Source organism: Octadecabacter arcticus 238 (genome assembly GCF_000155735.2).
GTDB classification, from domain to species: Bacteria; Pseudomonadota; Alphaproteobacteria; order Rhodobacterales; family Rhodobacteraceae; genus Octadecabacter; species Octadecabacter arcticus.
In genome coordinates, this window is record NC_020910.1 from 1 (window position 1) to 16,826 (window position 16,826).

At 53.9% G+C, this 16,826-nt stretch carries 18 protein-coding genes and 2 pseudogenes; 16 read left to right on the forward strand and 4 right to left on the reverse strand.

Features of this window, described 5'->3' with window-relative positions; genetic code table 11:
- Window positions 1-112 precede the first annotated feature (112 nt).
- From OA238_RS27620 to OA238_RS27640, 5 genes are all read left to right on the forward strand, one after another.
- Window positions 113-1,468 (forward strand): ParA family protein, encoded by a 1,356-nt coding sequence (locus OA238_RS27620; protein ID WP_187293221.1) that lies wholly within the window; start codon window positions 113-115, stop codon window positions 1,466-1,468.
- On the forward strand, window positions 1,465-2,508 hold the full coding sequence (locus tag OA238_RS27625) for a ParB N-terminal domain-containing protein (RefSeq protein WP_015497723.1): 1,044 nt from the start codon (window positions 1,465-1,467) through the stop codon (window positions 2,506-2,508). The genes OA238_RS27620 and OA238_RS27625 overlap by 4 nt, the downstream gene beginning before the upstream one ends.
- Before the next feature lie 242 nt (window positions 2,509-2,750).
- Window positions 2,751-4,067: a plasmid replication protein RepC gene (gene repC, locus OA238_RS27630; RefSeq protein WP_015497724.1), complete on the forward strand. Its 1,317-nt coding sequence runs from the start codon at window positions 2,751-2,753 to the stop codon at window positions 4,065-4,067.
- 153 nt (window positions 4,068-4,220) lie between these two features.
- Window positions 4,221-4,478 carry a type II toxin-antitoxin system ParD family antitoxin gene (locus tag OA238_RS27635; protein ID WP_015497725.1) on the forward strand — a complete coding sequence of 86 codons (258 nt, stop codon included), beginning with the start codon at window positions 4,221-4,223 and terminating at the stop codon, window positions 4,476-4,478.
- Window positions 4,475-4,813 (forward strand): type II toxin-antitoxin system RelE/ParE family toxin, encoded by a 339-nt coding sequence (locus OA238_RS27640; RefSeq protein WP_044039138.1) that lies wholly within the window; start codon window positions 4,475-4,477, stop codon window positions 4,811-4,813. The genes OA238_RS27635 and OA238_RS27640 overlap by 4 nt, the downstream gene beginning before the upstream one ends.
- A gap of 21 nt (window positions 4,814-4,834) precedes the next feature.
- On the opposite strand, the pseudogene OA238_RS27645 reads toward OA238_RS27640, so the two are convergent.
- Both OA238_RS27645 and OA238_RS27650 read right to left on the reverse strand, forming a co-directional pair.
- A pseudogene (locus OA238_RS27645) lies at window positions 4,835-5,308 on the reverse strand (tyrosine-type recombinase/integrase); the annotation flags it as partial.
- 45 nt (window positions 5,309-5,353) lie between these two features.
- A complete protein-coding gene (locus OA238_RS27650) occupies window positions 5,354-6,037 on the reverse strand; it encodes an IS6 family transposase (RefSeq protein ID WP_015497728.1) in 684 nt (227 codons plus the stop codon).
- Between the two features lie 22 nt (window positions 6,038-6,059).
- Between OA238_RS27650 and OA238_RS27655 the strand changes: the two genes are divergently transcribed.
- Complete coding sequence (locus tag OA238_RS27655) at window positions 6,060-6,569, forward strand: helix-turn-helix domain-containing protein (RefSeq protein ID WP_044039140.1); 510 nt, start codon at window positions 6,060-6,062, stop codon at window positions 6,567-6,569.
- 20 nt (window positions 6,570-6,589) lie between these two features.
- Complete coding sequence (locus tag OA238_RS27660) at window positions 6,590-7,273, forward strand: IS6 family transposase (protein ID WP_015497729.1); 684 nt, start codon at window positions 6,590-6,592, stop codon at window positions 7,271-7,273.
- A 76-nt stretch (window positions 7,274-7,349) separates the two neighbouring features.
- Here OA238_RS27660 and OA238_RS27665 read toward each other — a convergent pair.
- Window positions 7,350-7,643, reverse strand: a pseudogene (locus OA238_RS27665) (transposase); the annotation flags it as partial.
- 217 nt (window positions 7,644-7,860) lie between these two features.
- On the opposite strand from OA238_RS27665, the gene OA238_RS27670 reads away from it, so the two are divergent.
- The 9 genes from OA238_RS27670 to OA238_RS27710 all read left to right on the forward strand — a co-directional run bounded on the left by OA238_RS27670 (window position 7,861) and on the right by OA238_RS27710 (window position 15,884).
- On the forward strand, window positions 7,861-8,784 hold the full coding sequence (locus OA238_RS27670; protein ID WP_015497730.1) for a LysR family transcriptional regulator: 924 nt from the start codon (window positions 7,861-7,863) through the stop codon (window positions 8,782-8,784).
- A 91-nt stretch (window positions 8,785-8,875) separates the two neighbouring features.
- A complete protein-coding gene (locus tag OA238_RS27675; RefSeq protein ID WP_044039142.1) occupies window positions 8,876-9,469 on the forward strand; it encodes a glutathione S-transferase family protein in 594 nt (197 codons plus the stop codon).
- A 65-nt stretch (window positions 9,470-9,534) separates the two neighbouring features.
- Complete coding sequence (locus OA238_RS27680) at window positions 9,535-10,545, forward strand: TRAP transporter substrate-binding protein (RefSeq protein ID WP_044039144.1); 1,011 nt, start codon at window positions 9,535-9,537, stop codon at window positions 10,543-10,545.
- Between the two features lie 65 nt (window positions 10,546-10,610).
- Window positions 10,611-11,069, forward strand: a complete 459-nt coding sequence (locus OA238_RS27685) for a TRAP transporter small permease (RefSeq protein ID WP_187293222.1) — start codon at window positions 10,611-10,613, stop codon at window positions 11,067-11,069.
- A gap of 13 nt (window positions 11,070-11,082) precedes the next feature.
- Window positions 11,083-12,369 carry a TRAP transporter large permease gene (locus tag OA238_RS27690; RefSeq protein ID WP_015497734.1) on the forward strand — a complete coding sequence of 429 codons (1,287 nt, stop codon included), beginning with the start codon at window positions 11,083-11,085 and terminating at the stop codon, window positions 12,367-12,369.
- A gap of 20 nt (window positions 12,370-12,389) precedes the next feature.
- Window positions 12,390-13,250, forward strand: a complete 861-nt coding sequence (locus OA238_RS27695; protein WP_051076676.1) for a fumarylacetoacetate hydrolase family protein — start codon at window positions 12,390-12,392, stop codon at window positions 13,248-13,250.
- 3 nt (window positions 13,251-13,253) lie between these two features.
- A complete protein-coding gene (locus OA238_RS27700; RefSeq protein ID WP_015497736.1) occupies window positions 13,254-14,351 on the forward strand; it encodes an Ldh family oxidoreductase in 1,098 nt (365 codons plus the stop codon).
- Window positions 14,352-14,362: 11 nt separating this feature from the next.
- Complete coding sequence (locus OA238_RS27705; protein WP_015497737.1) at window positions 14,363-15,253, forward strand: TauD/TfdA dioxygenase family protein; 891 nt, start codon at window positions 14,363-14,365, stop codon at window positions 15,251-15,253.
- Window positions 15,254-15,308: 55 nt separating this feature from the next.
- Complete coding sequence (locus OA238_RS27710; RefSeq protein ID WP_338042858.1) at window positions 15,309-15,884, forward strand: flavin reductase family protein; 576 nt, start codon at window positions 15,309-15,311, stop codon at window positions 15,882-15,884.
- Window positions 15,885-16,131: 247 nt separating this feature from the next.
- Here the strand turns inward: OA238_RS27710 and OA238_RS27715 are convergent, their stop codons facing one another.
- Window positions 16,132-16,815 (reverse strand): IS6 family transposase, encoded by a 684-nt coding sequence (locus OA238_RS27715; RefSeq protein ID WP_015497739.1) that lies wholly within the window; start codon window positions 16,813-16,815, stop codon window positions 16,132-16,134.
- Between the last annotated feature and the right edge of the window lie 11 nt (window positions 16,816-16,826).

Below are 16,826 nucleotides of genomic sequence, written 5' to 3' on the forward strand. Positions count from 1 at the left end.
AAAACGTGCGTGAAATTCTGATGTGCGTACGGTATCTGTACAAAACATCAAAAAACGTGCTAGTTAGTTCATGAACCGAATCCAAAAGAGAATCGGAAAAATGGAATGCAGCATGAGCGGTAATCTAGAACAATTTTTGCAAGAGCTCTCTAGGGGGCTCAGTAAGACGATGGTTTCTGTAAATAAAGAGCTTACGATGCGGGATCGCATTAAGCGCTCCTGGTCCATGCGACAGTGCGCACGTTTTCTTAATGTCAGCCACCAGCATCTTACAAAGCTGGCAAAAGATCACGAAGACTTTCCTGCTGGGAATTATGTTGGTCGTGAGCGTGTGTTTACCCTCAAAGAACTAATGCACATTCGGGCCCTGCTCGCGGGCACTGGAAAACGCCCTTACGAATATCTTGCGTGGCGGAAGCCTGAAGATGCTCTTCCTGTGATTTCCTTTGCGAGCCAAAAGGGTGGGACGGCAAAATCGCTGTCAGCCGCACATTTTGCGCAATACCTCAGTTTACACTATGGCATGCGTGTAGGAATAATGGACGCGGACCCTCAAAGTACAATAACGCTGTATTTTGTGGGTGGCGAAGAGATGCCAGCCATGCCGGATGAAAACACGCCAACGATGGTGGATTTTGCGGGCTTGTTTCAGACAACCGAAGATCTACCTTTTACGGACTACGACGCGCCTACGCTGGACACCTTCTTCAAGAAAACTTCCTGGCCTGGTGTACGTTTGTTGCCCGCTCACGGTGAAACTTCTGAGGGCGAAATTCAGATCGCAAGAATTCTGCGCGCAGATATTCCTGGTAAAAGGTTTTATCGATTTCTAAAGGATGCAATTGACCGCTGGCGTGATGGGCATGTCCCCGTCACCAAGCCCAATGAGCTCATGAGTGATGGGAAAGTAGATCGATCAAAGCTTGATGCGGCTCTTGTGGAGACGCTTGATTGTATCATCATTGACTATCAGCCCGCACTTACCCTTTTCCAGCTCAACAACGTCATAGCATCCTCTTCGCTCATCATTCCTCAGACGATGAAGGGATTCGATATAGCAACACTTTCAACATTTGTCACAGGACTACTGACTATGTTGCGCCACATATTCGCGAATGAGCGTCTGGATATCGGTGCAGGTGCCAACATGTTGCTGCCGACCATAGTCCAACGAACGAATGAGCAGGATTTGAAACAGGTTAGCAATCTTCTAGAGAACTGTCCGGACGAAGTCCTTCCAGTGTTTTACCTGCGTTCAGATGCGATCTCGAACGCATCTGACGTCTACCAGTCTGTTTACGAGTACGAGCCCGATACGCCCGGCAAGAAGAAAGGCATCAATCGTTTTATCGACAACGCTGATGCTGTGAACGACGCGATCGTATCCCGTTTGTGGCCTGGATTAGAACGAGGTTACGCAGACGCTTGGATGGAAGATTTCTATGACTTTGGAGAGGATGCAGAATGAAGCGCTCGATCAGTAGCTCTGTCTTACGCAAAAAATCAGCTGAGACCGCTGAGGCTCTACCAAAAGACGTTGTAAGTGATCCTGTTCAGGAAGCCATAACTGCCGCACCTGAGCCCGCCACAGGTTTGAAACCTAGGATGGGCGGCTCAGGCAGCGCTTGGAAAGCGGGAGCCCTTAGCGACACTCAAGTCCTTCTGAACGAGAAGCGTGCGCAGATCGTAGAGCATATTCTACAAGGGAAGCATGAGCTGGAACTTGATCCCACCCAAATCATAGATGAGATTGGGACGGATAGACGAGATGACTGGATAGATCAGGACGCTTTCAACTCCCTGCTTGAAAGCATTGAGAAAAATGGACAAGACACACCGATTCAGATATGGTCAGTCGATCCACATTGGCAACCCGATCCACTAGATCCAGAGAACTGTACTGGCGTTCCATTTTTTCTAATCACTGGCCGTAGACGGCATGCCATTGCTCAGAAGCTCGGTCGACCTGTCAGGGCCATTTTGGCATCGCCGGAGAAGAGAGGCGTTTCAGACGATCAGTTTGAGATGCTATTCATGCGCTTCAGGGAAAATGAAGAGCGCGAAAACCTTGGTGCTTTCGAGCGTCTTCTATCGGTTGGCCAGATGTTTGATCGCTATGAAACTGCCAACCCTGACAAAAAGGTAACCGCTGTTGGATTTGCAAGCATCATCGGCGTGCATGAAAGCCACGTTTCGAGGGGGAAGGCGGTATTGAAGGCGCGCGATGAGATCTTGCACGCGTGCAAGAATGTCTATGGGCTTAGCCATCGAGAGCTCGAGAAAGTTGTCGCTGATCTGGTAAAAAGGCCGGTTAAGGCGGCTAAAGGTACAACCAAAACGAAGAAGCTAACAATCATACGCAAGTTTGGTAGGGAGAAGCTTTCTGTCTCATCACAAGGCGGAAAGCTATCGATCAGTGCTGCGGGAATAGATTTGGACAAGCAGAGCCTAGAAGGCTTAGGCGACATGATCGCAGCTTATCTACAAGAACACGGGTCGAAGAAATGAAAACGCTCACCTGCAACGACAGGGAAGGGCGCACGACCCCAATTGAGGCAAAGAGCAGAAAGGAGCATCACGTGATCTAACGGCAAAAGAAAAGCCCCCAAACCTCGCGGCATGAGAGCTGATCTAATTTCTGTTGCAAGACTTAGATAACTCTCCCGCGAATCGAAGTCAACGAGACAACACCGATTTGGTGAACGGGACCCTTTTGCCTTCATGCAACTGATGGAGGTTTAACAACACTCATGAAACATAACGGATGGCGCAAGCCAACTCCGGGCCTTGTAGTCGCTGAAAAGCATGCACAAGCCGGTGAACAGCTGTCGATACCTAAATCACAGGCAACCAGTGCGACCAAAAGGGTCGCTGCAACGATCGGATTGCAGGCCCAGGACCTGCTTCTGCTCGATACCTTTGCTGCTTTCACGCAGCCACAAGACTGGGAGCAGGGTAGGCGGCCTATTGTTTGGGCTTCGAACAATTTTTTGATGGAACAGACTGGGTTCTCCCTGTCGACGCTGAGACGTCATGTGCGCCGGTTGGCGGAGCTTGGCCTCATCTGGATCAAGGATAGCCCCAACGGCAAGCGCTACGGACACAGAGACCAGGACGGGGTTATCGTAGAGGCTTATGGCTTCGATCTGGCACCGCTCGCGGCGCGTGCGGAAGAGTTTGAGGCTCTCTACGCCCAGCTGAAGGAAGAACGTCAGTTCTGTGCGTCCCTGAGGAACGTCATCACAGTTACGCGGCGCATGATCCGTGCAAAGATCGAAAAGGCCCTAGAGAGCGGGCTACGCGGCCCGTGGCGCAAATTGCAGGAAGAATTTGCTGTGTTGCTGCTGGGGCTCCCCAAGCGCACCACAACGTCTCATAAGCTTATGGACATCGCTGACTGGTTCAAAGACTTCAAAGATCGGGTTGAGAAAGCTTTCGAAGCAGCCTTCGAGTGGCCTGAGGAATCGGATGAAAAATCACCTCTTAAGGAAGCATCGGTTCCATCAAGTGTTGTGTTAATTGATGTAGATATGGCACCCACAGGTGTCTCTAGTGCCACCCACATACTAACTACAAATCAACCTCATCTTGTAAATAGTAACTGCTTCGAAAAAAAGCACGCGGTGGGCATAGAGCTTGAACCACCGACACCTGAACGGGTTGAGAGGCCAGAAGATGTCGGTATTGATATCAAATGGAGCACGCATACCAAGAAACGCAAATCTGATATTGATATCCCGACGTTAATGCTGACCTGTCCGCACTTTGCTGAGATGGCACGCGGGATGGAGGGGTACATTCGAAACTGGGATGACCTCCACCGAGCCGCAGGAAAGATGCGTGGGATGGTGGGGATATCAGAGAACGCCTGGAATGTGTCGCAACGCGCGCTTGGACCAACTGTTGCCTCTGCAGCTATCGCTCTAATCTTTGATAAACACTCAACTGGAGAGGTTAAATCGCCCGGTGGCTATCTGCGCGGGATGGTCGAGAAGGCGCGGGCAGGCGAGTTGCATCTGGATCGTAGTTTCTACGGCCGTTTGAGTGAAAAGGTCGGGGTTCGTTGATGACAAAACGCATGAACCCCTTGAAATACAGGCATTCGATGGAACGTATTTTAATGAAATCGTCCATATCAGTGGAAATGTCGTGTTCTTTCACTCTGCGTTTGTTGATTACGATGACCAGTTGGCATATATTGCCAATAAGGAGATAGACCTATGGTTACACGCAATGTCGTACTGACAGAGTCCCAAGATGAGCTGGTGCAAGGCCTGATTTCGTCGGGACGATACCAAAATGCGAGCGAAGCTCTGCGCGCAGGTTTACGGCTTCTTGAGCGCGAGGAAGCTGGTTTGATCGAGCTTCGAAATGGATTGCGGCTGGGTCTCGCACAGATCGAATCTGGAGACCTCGCCGAAGGGACTGGGGCCGACGCCATTCGACGTGCCTTTGGTAAGGCCCGTTCGGGAACTTGACCCGTTCATTTAGACTGACAAGGAAGGCTGAAGACAGCTTGGTCGATATCGCGCGTTGGACGATTGAGCAGTTTGGTGCACGACAGGCCGATCTCTATGAGACCGAACTGGTCGCGAAATGCGAAGCACTTGCGCGCGGTGATGCCGTATCTCGTAGTTGTGCCATCCTTGTCGATGACGAAATGGAGTTGCGCTACGCGAGGGCAGGAGAGCATTTTGTCGTATTCTTGGAACGCTCTGCTGAGGTCTTGGTTGTGGATATCTTGCATTCGCGAAGCGATTTACCCCGCCACATCGCTGCTTTGGGAGCACTCAAAAATGACGGGTCGAACTAGGGTTAGCGTCTCGCCAACACCTTACAGGCCTGCAGCCTTGGTCAGGTTGACACGGAACCGATCGCGGCGGCGTTGGTAGCGGCGGGTCATCTCGGCTGACGCGTGGCCGAGGTGTTTCTGGACGTAGCGTTCGTCAACTTCGGCATAACTCGCGAGGCCGGCGCGCAGGGAGTGGCCCGAGAACAGCGCGATGCGTTCTTTTTCGGGGAGGTGGGACCGGATGCCAGCATCCAGCACTGTTTGCTTAATGAGCCGCGCGACGTGTTTGTCACTGAGCCGCGCCTCCAGAGCCTTCGTGCAATCACGGGACGTGCGGACGAACACAGGCCCAAAATCGATCTTGGCGAAATGCAGCCATTGCTCAATTGCATGAACGGGACAAGTCTGGTCGCTTGATCCCCGACCGATTTCCACTTCGCGCCACCCGGTCTTTGCGTTGAGCGTGAGCAGGGCGCCCTGGTCAAGAATATCAACCCATCCTTCCGAGGGTTCTGTCGCAAATTTTGGTGGCGTTTGAGTGCGGGCATCGCCCGGACATAATTATGCTGCGAGCGCCGCAAACTGCTGAAACGCGGTGAGACTGTTGGCATGGAGCTGCCCCTTTCGGATCATGTGCGCAGTCTCGATTCCAGCCAAGGTCGCCTCGGCAGAATGGAAGGCCTTGAAGCCTAGCATCGGCCCCGTGATCCTCTTTACGAAGCGATGATCCTGTTCGATGATGTTGTTGAGGTATTTGACCTGCAGGATCTTGATCGTGTTGCCGGAGCCCATGAACTTCAGAATTACATTGACGCTTTCCAGACCCGCCAGATTGGCGCCGCTCTTGTCGATGACAACACGGTCAGGCACGCCGTTCGTGCCAATCGCGCGCTTGAAGAATCGACGGGCTGCTGCCTTGTTGCGACGCTCAGACAGCATGAAATCAAGGGTTTTCCCCGTGTTGTCGACAGCGCGGTAATAGTAGGTCCATTTGCCTTTAACCTTGATGTAGGTTTCATCCATACGCCAAGATTCTGCAGTCGGCTTCTTACGCGACTGCGCTTGTGTCGCCAGCAGCGGCGCAAACTTAACCACCCAACGGTCAAGTGTCCCATGATCAACATCAACGCCGCGTTCCTCCATGATCTCTTCAAGATCACGGTAGGAGACCGGGTAGCGTAGATAGAAAAAGATCGCGAAAAGGATCACGTCCTTCGGGAAGTGCGTACCCTTGAAATCGATCATTGCCCTACATCCCCGACCCGTTATGTTTGCCCAAAAAGCATTGCCCCATTACGAACAGACGGGAAAGCCCAAAAACTTTGCGACAGAACCTGCAAATGCGCTTCTTTTGCTGGATGATGGGAAGTCCTGTCAGGTAATCGCGGAATTTCTATATTTGGACGACGACACCGTTCGCGGCTGGCACAAAACCTATCGTGAAAACGGCTGGGATGCGCTTGCAGCTGATGGCTGGAAAGGCGGTCAATCTCGTATGGCCGCTGATCAAGAGGCGGCATTATGCGACTGGCTGGACGGCCGCTTCTGCCACTCGTCGGTTGAGATAAGAGCCCACGTTTCAACAAAATTTGGCCTGCGCTACTCGCACTCTGGCTGCATCAAGCTTCTTGCCCGGTTGGGGTTTGAATATCGCAAGCCCAAGGCCCTGCCGCGCGTTGTCTCTGCTGAAAAGCAGGCAGCATTTATGGTTCTGTCGCAAAGTTTTTTGTCTTTCGCGGTGACGCGTAATGGCGCAATATTTTGTGGGCAACCATAACGGGTAAGGGATGTAGAGCCATGATCGATTTCAAGGGTATGCACTTCCCGAAGGACGTGATCCTTTTCGCGGTCTTCTTTTATCTTCGCTACCCGGTCTCATACCGTGATCTTGAAGAGATCATGGAGGAGCGTGGCGTTGATGTTGATCATGGGACGCTGAACCGTTGGGTAGTTAAGTTTGCGCCGCTGCTGGCGACACAAGCGCAAGCCCGGAAGAAGCCAACTGCAGTATCTTGGCGCATGGACGAAACATACATCAAGGTTAAGGGCAAATGGACCTACTATTACCGGGCGGTCGACAACACAGGGAAAACCCTTGATTTTATGCTGTCTGAGCGTCGCGACAAGGCGGCAGCCCGCCGATTTTTCAAGCGCGCAATTGGCACGAACGGCGTGCCTGACCGTGTTGTCATCGACAAAAGCGGCGCTAATCTGGCGGGTCTGCAAAGCGTCAATGTGATCCTGAAGTTCACGGGCTCCGGCAACACAATCAAGATCCTGCAGGTCAAATACCTCAACAACATCATCGAACAGGATCATCGCTTCGTAAAACGGATTACGGGGCCGATGCTTGGCTTCAAGGCCTTCCATTCTGCCGAGGCGACACTGGCTGGGATCGAGACCGCGCACATGATCCGAAAGGGGCAGCTCCATGCCAACGGCCTTACCGCGTTTCAGCAATTTGCGGCGCTCGCAGCGTAATTGTGTCCAGCCGATCCCCGCACTTAAACCTCAATAAAATTTGCGACAGAACCCGTGGGATCTATGCAACAACGCCCAGATGACCTGTAATCTGCTCGGGGCTCAATTCCTCCCGGATCATCTTTTCAATCCTAGTCCACATTACATCCGAGATACGGGTCCGGCAAATTTGTGCCTGCCGTGAGCAAGCCAGACGATGCCCCTGCTTGGGGCGATATCCGCGCAGGCCTGTGTTGCGCTTAAATTCCCGCGAAATCGTCGATTTGTTCACGCCGATCTGATCCGCAATGGCATATTGCTTCAAACCTGCTTTATTCAACGCATAAACTTGGTTACGCTGCCCCTCAGTGAGGCGGTGATAGGCTCGCATTTGTGTTCCTTTACTTTAGACGGTGAGAAGCACTTGGGCATCGCTGCCTCATGCATCATACCGTGGGTAAAGTTGCACTGGCGAGTTGAATCCGCGCTCTTCATTAGCGTGCGGCGTTAGGCCTTTGCTGACAGATGATATTGGGAGAAGTGACACCACGGCTTTGAAGGCCGTCTTCTATGTTCAGCAAGAACAAACTTTAGAATAGAACCAGATTATGAAAGACAGACAGATCATGGGGCTGATTGCCACCTTCGTGGCAGTCGCCGAAGCTGGCAGTTTTAGCCGTGCAGCGGAGAGGGTATCACGCTCGCCTTCGGCGGTAACCGATCATATCAACCGTTTGGAAGCATTGCTGGAGGTGCGATTGCTGGTACGCACAACACGCAGCATGCGCCTGACCGATGCCGGAGAGAAATTTCTAGCCCGCGGGCGGAGGCTGCTGAACGACACAAACAAGTTGGTCACTGACTTCAAAGATGACAACAACGCCTTTATGGGCAGATTGGTGTTGGCTGTATCGCCAACGATCGCGGTCTCACTGATGCCAAAAACGCTGACGACAATTGCTGAACGGCAACCCGGATTGATGATCTCACTGATGGAGGCGTTGCGTACAGAGATGCTGCAGCTAGTGGAAAGCGGCGCTGTGGCCTTTGGGATCGGGCCCTATGATGATGTACCAGATGCTTTGGTCTTCCGACCGATTTTTGGGCAGGAATTCCGACTGATCCTACCGGAAAAGCACCCCATCGCAGCGCGGGGTTATGCACGGCCCGATGACCTAAGCGGTCTGGATATGATGTGCCCCAGCGTCGGCAGCACGGCGCGGCAGGTTCTAGATGAATTGACCCGAAGCGCAGGTTTTAAGGTGATCCCTCGTTATGAGACGCTGCAATATCCGACGTTGTTTGCCCTGGTTGCAGCAGGTCTGGGTGCCACGGTGATGCCGATCGTTGATCCGACGCTGCTATCCATGTCGCGCTTGGTCGCCCTGCCGTTCGAAGGCCGCAAAATCATGCGCACCATGGGTGTGATCTCGCGCCGTGGAGAAGTCGAGACCCAAGCCAGCACACTGGTGATCAAAACCTTGCTGAAAACCGCCCTGATCAATCGCAACCGCTTAGCCCTGATACTTTGATTGTCCTATTTTTCAGAATAACAATTCTGATCTTTCCGTTTGTCTGAATTGTGGTTGCTCGCGTAGCTTCCTCACAATGATATTGGGACCTATGATGAAATTATATATGAGCGCGAATTCGCCCTATGCCCGCAAGGTGCGAGTCCTGCTGGCAGAGATGGGCAAAGCTCAAGACGTCGAGGAAATATCGGTCAACCCACGTGATGCAACCACAGGATTTTGGGAGGTCAACGCGGTTGCTAAAATTCCGACGCTGGAGCTAGACGATGGTCGCGCAATTGGTGAATCCGATCTGATTTCTCACTATCTTCTGACGACAACACGAAGCGCGGATATATTTCGCTGCAAGGGGATCGAACGGCTTTCAGCACTTGCCCTCGCCAACGGTGTTTTGGACACAGGCATGGCAGCTCGGGTGGAAAAGACCCGCCCAGGCGCGGAAGACACAGACGCCTTTGTCGCAAAAAACCTGAATGCGTTGAGCCGCGCGTTTGATGCGCTAGAGGTATGCGCGACACGCGACAGTGACACCCCTGATCTGGCCGATATAGCTTTGGTCTGTGCCGTTGACTGGATTTCGCTGCGCCATCCCGAGGTCACCGTCACAGAGAACCGGCCCTCGCTGGCCAAACGTGTGGCACAGCTTTCACAGCGCCCGTCATTCAAATCGACGGTGCCGGGATAAGTCCCCTAGCAACCAGAAAATCAAGTAAATCCATGGGAGGATACACTATGCAAAGACGGAATTTTATGAAGACAGGAGTCGCAACTTTCGGACTTTTGGCGACTCCGGCAATTCTTCGGGCCGCTTCGGCGGTTGAGCTGACGGTAGTACACGGCAGCCCGAACGCGCACATCATTTCCGCAGGCGGAGTCGAGCCATGGATGGAAAATCTCAAAGAAATCGTGGGTGATGCAGTGTCGTTTCGGTATTATCCTGGAGGGCAGTTAGCCAACCTCAAAGGTCTGCTTAGCGCAATCCAGTCCGGCGTTGCTGATGCTGTTCCGATCCCCGTGGGATATGCCAGTGACAAGATGCCTTTGAACGGTGTGTCGATGCTGCCAGGGCTTGGCTCCTCAGCAAAAACCAACATTCAGGCGTATGCCGCCGCGCTTAAAACACCTGAACTAAGCGGAGAGTTCTCTACAAACGGTGTCGTCCCAATCTGGAATATGGCTTTTCCGCCTTATCAAATATTTAGTTCCGAAGGACCGATCAAGTCATATGAGGACTTTAATGGGCGTGTCATCCGCTCTGCCGGTGGGAGCATGAATCTTGCTATTCAGTCTCTTGGGGCAGCGCCCGCAGAGATTCCCGCCTCCGACATCTACGTCGCGATGGAACGTGGCACGGTAGGCGCAACTCTATCGGCATTCTCCAGTGTGAAGGGCTATGGTGTGCAGGAACTGTGCGATGCAGCCAGCTCCAATGGGTCGTTTGGCACCTTCACTAACGTCTTTTCTATCCGCCAAGAGAAATGGGATACGATCCCCGAAGACATCCGTGCCGCAATGATGGAAGCTGGTGCACTGGTTGAAAAATCAGTTGCCACGCGCATGGACGGCGAAACGGACAGTCTGGCAGCAGAATTCGCCGCAAATGGCATGCATATCTACGAAATCCCTGCTGAAGAGCTAGTAAAGATCAACGGTGCGCTTGAGGCGGTCCATACTGACTGGGTCAATCGTCTGGCTGAGCGCGAGCTACCCGCTCAGTCGGTTCTGGATGCATACCGTGCTGCGGCTGCAGGTTTGTCATGAGTCAGTCTGCGATCTTCCGTGCAGCCGCACCGTTAGACACGGGGCTGCGCCTCGTTGAAAACACGATGGCCGCACTGGGTGGGATCGCAATTTCGACGGCTATGGTACTTGTCTGCACTGATGCAGTGATGCGGCACCTGTTTTCGGCACCGCTGACCTTTCAGTTTACCCTGACCGAAAGTTATCTGATGGTCATGAGTTTTGCGCTAGCGCTGCCTTGGGGCTACCGTTCTGGGGGCAGGATACGTATTTCACTGCTGCTAGCTACTTTGGGCGACAGAAACCGGGACATATTGGTCCGGGGTGGCAACATTGTTGCCGCCCTTTACCTCGTGGTGCTGGGTTGGAAAGCGCTTGAAAAAACAACTTCCGCCTTCGGAAACAACGATCTGGTCATGGGGGTGATCGACTGGCCGGTTGGGTGGTCTTGGGTTTGGTTGCCGATAGGGCTTTTCACCTTGGCGCTGCGCCTACTTGTTGATGCAGCCTTACCAATTGATCCGAACGCAGACTCGGCCCACTGAAAAGGCGCTTACCATGATTATTCTTGCTGGGATTTCCATTTTGATCCTGTTTCTTGTGCTTGGGCTGCCCGTTGGCTTTGCCTTGGGCGTCGCCGGCTGTTTGAGCCTGCTGATGATTGCACCGGAAGCGACCGTGCTGGGGCTGATGACAGAGGTCGTACATCACACATTCGCGAATTATGTAATCCTGACGATACCTGCCTTTGTCATGATGTCGGAATTCTTGAGCGCGGGCGGTATTGCAGACGATATGATGATAGCCTGCAATAGGGTGATGCGCCGGATAAGAGGTGGGCTGGCTATGGCCTGCGTGTTGGCAGGGGCGGTTCTTGCGGCAACCTCGGGAAGCTCCACTGCTTCGGTGGCGACCATTGCGCGCGCCGCGTATCCGACAATGGCCCGGCTTGGGTACAATCCGGGCCTCGCTGTCGGCACCATCGCGATCTCTGGAACCTTGGCAATAATGATTCCACCTTCGATCGCGCTAGTGGTTTATGGAATCCTGACCGAAGAAAGCATTGGAAAACTGTTCATCGCCGGCATCGGCCCCGGCATTGTGACAGCACTGGGTTATATCTTTGCCATCTTTATCACCATCAAGCGCAACCCCGACTTTGCCCCGATGCAAGATGCGGCACTGGCCGATACGAACGGTAATGAAGTGAAGCAAAAGGGTAGGGTCTGGCCCGTTGGTTTGCTTGTCTTTGTGGTGCTGGGCAGTCTTTATTCTGGCCTCGCCACCCCGACAGAAGTTGGTGCGATTGGGGCTGTAGGGGCGTTCGTTCTTGCGCTGTCCTTGCGCCGCCTTGATCCGCGCAGCGCTGTTGCCGCCGTGGGGAATACGCTGCGCACCTCGACGATGATTGTCACCATCATCTTTGGCGCTCTGATGTTCGGCTATTTCATGACCTATACCCAAACGACGGTGAAGCTGCTGGAGTGGATCGCTGCGGCAGACGTCTCGCCCTATCTGGTACTGTCGCTGATCTTGCTGATGTACCTATTGATGGGCATGTTGATGGACCAGTTCGCGATTTTGGTTCTGACCGTCCCAGTGACCTACTCCATCGTGACTGGCCTTGGTTTTGATCCAATCTGGTTTGGTATTCTGGTGGTTAAAACCGCTGAGATCGGTCTGGTGACCCCGCCGGTAGGGCTCAATATATTTATCGCATCCTCAGCAACCGGCACTTCTACCAAAGTAGGCTTCAAGGGGGTTACACCCTTTGTCATCGTCGAATTGGTGTTGTTGGGGCTGCTCGTTCTTTTCCCGCAAATTACTCTTTTCCTTGTTAACTAAACATCCGGAGCCTGATCCCCGTGAAAATTTTCTCCTATACTGATGGCACCACGCATCGCAGCGGATATTGCCTAGAAGGGCTTTATTACGATCTGGGCGACGTTCATGTCGGCGGCATTGATGCCCTAATTATTCAAGGACGGCTCAACTGTGATGATCTGGCCGCCGCAACGCATAGGGTAGGGGCGCAGGCGCTTGACCCCAGCTCCTTGCGCTTCCTGCCACCCGTTCGCCCGGGCGCCATCATTGGGGTTGGGCGCAACTATGGTGCCCACGCCGCCGAAATCGGACCTGAAGTGCAGGAGGAACCACGGTTGTTCACCAAACTGCCGCGCAGCGTTATAGCCCACGGTGCACCAATCATCCGCCCCACAGGAGTGGAAAAGCTGGACTGGGAGGGCGAGGTCGGCGTCGTGATTGGACGGCCGGCCAAGGACGTTTCGGTTGAGGATGCGCGCGACCATATAGCAGGCTATCTGCCGCTGAACGACGTAACCGCGCGCGAGTTTCAGTTCGACAGAACTCCCGGCCAGACGACCTTTGCGAAGAGCATGGACAGCTTTTGCCCGATCGGTCCCGTGATGCTGGTTGCCGGCCCCGAGGTCGACCCTGACGGATTTACCGTCAAAAGCTGGGTCAATGACACACTGATGCAGGAAGGACGGACCGATGATCTGCTGTTTCCGATCCCCTATCTGGTCAGCTTTATCAGCCGCTATGTCACGCTGATGCCAGGCGATATTATCGCCACTGGCACGCCCGCAGGGATAGGTCATAGCCGTAAACCACCTCTTTACCTTCAACCTGGCGACAGCGTGCGCATCGAGGTGAGTGGCCTGCCACCTCTGATCAACCGCGTCACAGCAACAATAGGAGCCTGAGCCATGAGTAAGACAAGCTATACCCCCGACAGCATCAAGGCGCAGGCGACAGAGATCCTGGTGAACTGGGGAATGAGCGCTGACAACGTGGCGCTGACTGCTGAGGGTATGTTGGATTGTGATCTGCGCGGCATCGACACGCATGGCATTTCGCTACTGGCTCTGTACGATAAATGGCGTGTCGGCGGGGGCTTTGCGCTGGATGCGACAGACAAACTGCTCCGTGATGGGCCGTCCTACGCCAGCATAGACGCGCAAGGCGGTTTGGGCTTTCCAGTGTCCGTCAGAGCGGTCGAACTTGCCTGCAATAAGGCCCGCGAAACCGGACTGGCTGCAGTGACGGTAAGGAACTCTCGCCATTTTGGCGCAGCGGGCTATTATGCCCGCTTGGGTGCCGAAAAAGGCATGATGATGCTGGTCGCCACCTCGACAAAAGTGGTGTGCATGGTCCCCCCCGGTGCGGCCGATGCTGTGCTGGGCACCAACCCACTAGCCTATGCGGTTCCACGCCAGAATGGCGCACCTGTGGTCTTTGACATGGCGACCAGCACGGCCGCCGGTAACAAAATTAGGCTTTATCAATTATCCAACACGCCAGTTCCGGAGGGCTGGGTCGTGGACCATGAAGGCAAGTCTGTGACAGACCCCGATATCGCCTCTGACATTGTATATGGCAGCCGTCCAGGCGGGTTAACCCCGCTGGGTGCGACGCCAGGCATGGGGGCCTATAAGGGGTACGGCTTGGCGCTGATGGGCCATTTTCTTGGGGGCACCCTTGCGGGCGGCGACTTTGCGGGGTCCAAGAACCGTGCCGCGGACGCGTCAGATAATATCGGACACTTCTTTCTGGCAATGGATCCGGCCAAGTTTCGCGACCTTGCCGCGTTTGAGGCCGACATGTGCGATGTCGATGACAGCCTGCGCGCCACACCTGCGGTTGATCCCGACCGCCCGATCCTTTTGCCCGGAGATGTCGAACGTAAGGTCGCCGACCAGCGCCGTAAAGCTGGCATACCGCTGGCAGATGCACTTGTCGATCAACTGAAACGAATTTCAACTGAGGCCGGTGCACAATTCGTGCTGACGCCGCAACCCGAATAAGGAAATAAACCATGCTTAATGTAATCCCATCTGGCGACATCTTGGGCGCCCGTATCGAGGGCCTCGATTTGTCCAAGCCGGTCTCGGCCGAGGACCACCGTGTGGTCGTTCAGGCGCTTGGCGAAAACGGGATGATCTGCATCCCTGACCAGCATATCAGCGCCGGAGAACTCAAGGCCTTTGCCCAGCGGTTCGGTACGCTGGAAATCAACGTGGCGAACTCGTTCATGGATGAGGATCATCCCGAGGTGATGATCCTTTCAAACATCAAAAAGGACGGGAAACCGATTGGCCTGTCCGACGCCGGGCAGGACTGGCACACCGACATGTCTTATTCAAAAGACATCGCTTTTGCCAATGTCCTCTACGGGCTTGAGATTCCGACGCGCGATGGTGAGCCGTTGGGGTGTACTGAATTTGCCAATATGCATCAGGCCTATGACGACCTGCCGGAAGAGTTGAAGACCAAGTTGGCTGGACGCACTGCGACCCATGACTTCAACAAGTTTTGGGAAAAGATGCGCAGCGAAAAAGGCTCGTCACGCCCAGCGTTGACGCCCGAACAGCGCGCCAAAAAGCCCCCAGTTTTACAGCCGGTCTTTCTCACGCATCCTATCACCGGACGCACTGTGCTTTACGCAAATCCCGGCTACACCATGCAGATTGACGGAATGGATACGCAAGAGAGCGATGAAATTCTCGCCTTCCTGTTCAAACATCAGTTGCAGGAAAAATACCGCATTAAGCATATGTGGAAAAAGTTCGATGTGATCATGTGGGACAATATCGGCACGCTGCACAATGCTGTGGCCGACTATGGCCCCGATGAGCACCGGCTGATCAAACGCTGTCAGGTCATGGCCGACAAGGTTCTAGACGGCGCGGCGTTGCAACTTGCCTGAAACTGCTCCTGATCAAGGGCCGCGTATATTCTATCGTCCTCAAGACGGGGCACCGTTGGCCCATGATCCCTTTAAGGCTATCTGCGCTCCCCGACCCATCGGTTGGATCGGGACGTGCGATGCCCTAGGGATTGCCAATCTGGCACCCTATTCTTTTTTTATGCCGATTTCGTCACAGCCCAATATGATCGCCTTTTCAAGTGAGGGACTAAAACACACCGCCTGTAACGCGCGTGACCGTGGCGAGTTTACCTTTTCGCTCGCGACACTGGACTTGGCCACAGAGATGAACATCAGTGCTGCGGAGTGTCCCGAGGGCGTGGATGAATTTGCGCTTGCCGGATTGACCAAGGGAATCTCGCTGGTAATAACCACACCCTTTGTCGCTGCAAGCCCTGCCGCTTTTGAATGTGTAACCACAACGACAGTGCAGCTTACCGACCGCTCAGGCAGCCTGATTGACCGCTATCTAGTCATTGGGGAGGTTGTCGGCGTTCATCTGTCACAGAGCGCATTGGTTTCTGGGCGGTTCGATATCGTGAAGGCAAGGTCCATCGCGCGCGCAGGCTACCGCGACTATGTCACTGTTTCTCAGACGTGGGAAATGCCTCGACCTGACGACGAGGACTGATGCGCGGGCACTGTCAGAGAAAAGTTGTTTGAGGCGGGCAGGGAGAGTAATTAGCATAGCTGCCTATCGCCAGACGAGAGCCGATGCCCATTGGATTTGGGACGAGCGCGACCCCACTCTACGGGCGCTTTGTTGGCTTCACGAATTCCGATCCACCTACATTCACTACCCGCCGGTCCAGTTGACGCTGGAGGGGTTCTGTCGCAAATTTTGGTGGCGTTTGAGTGCGGGCATCGCCCGGACATAATTATGCTGCGAGCGCCGCAAACTGCTGAAACGCGGTGAGACTGTTGGCATGGAGCTGCCCCTTTCGGATCATGTGCGCAGTCTCGATTCCAGCCAAGGTCGCCTCGGCAGAATGGAAGGCCTTGAAGCCTAGCATCGGCCCCGTGATCCTCTTTACGAAGCGATGATCCTGTTCGATGATGTTGTTGAGGTATTTGACCTGCAGGATCTTGATCGTGTTGCCGGAGCCCATGAACTTCAGAATTACATTGACGCTTTCCAGACCCGCCAGATTGGCGCCGCTCTTGTCGATGACAACACGGTCAGGCACGCCGTTCGTGCCAATCGCGCGCTTGAAGAATCGACGGGCTGCTGCCTTGTTGCGACGCTCAGACAGCATGAAATCAAGGGTTTTCCCCGTGTTGTCGACAGCGCGGTAATAGTAGGTCCATTTGCCTTTAACCTTGATGTAGGTTTCATCCATACGCCAAGATTCTGCAGTCGGCTTCTTACGCGACTGCGCTTGTGTCGCCAGCAGCGGCGCAAACTTAACCACCCAACGGTTCAGTGTCCCATGATCAACATCAACGCCGCGTTCCTCCATGATCTCTTCAAGATCACGGTAGGAGACCTGGTAGCGGAGATAGAAAAAGATCGCGAAAAGGATCACGTCCTTCGGGAAGTGCGTACCCTTGAAATCGATCATTGCCCTACATC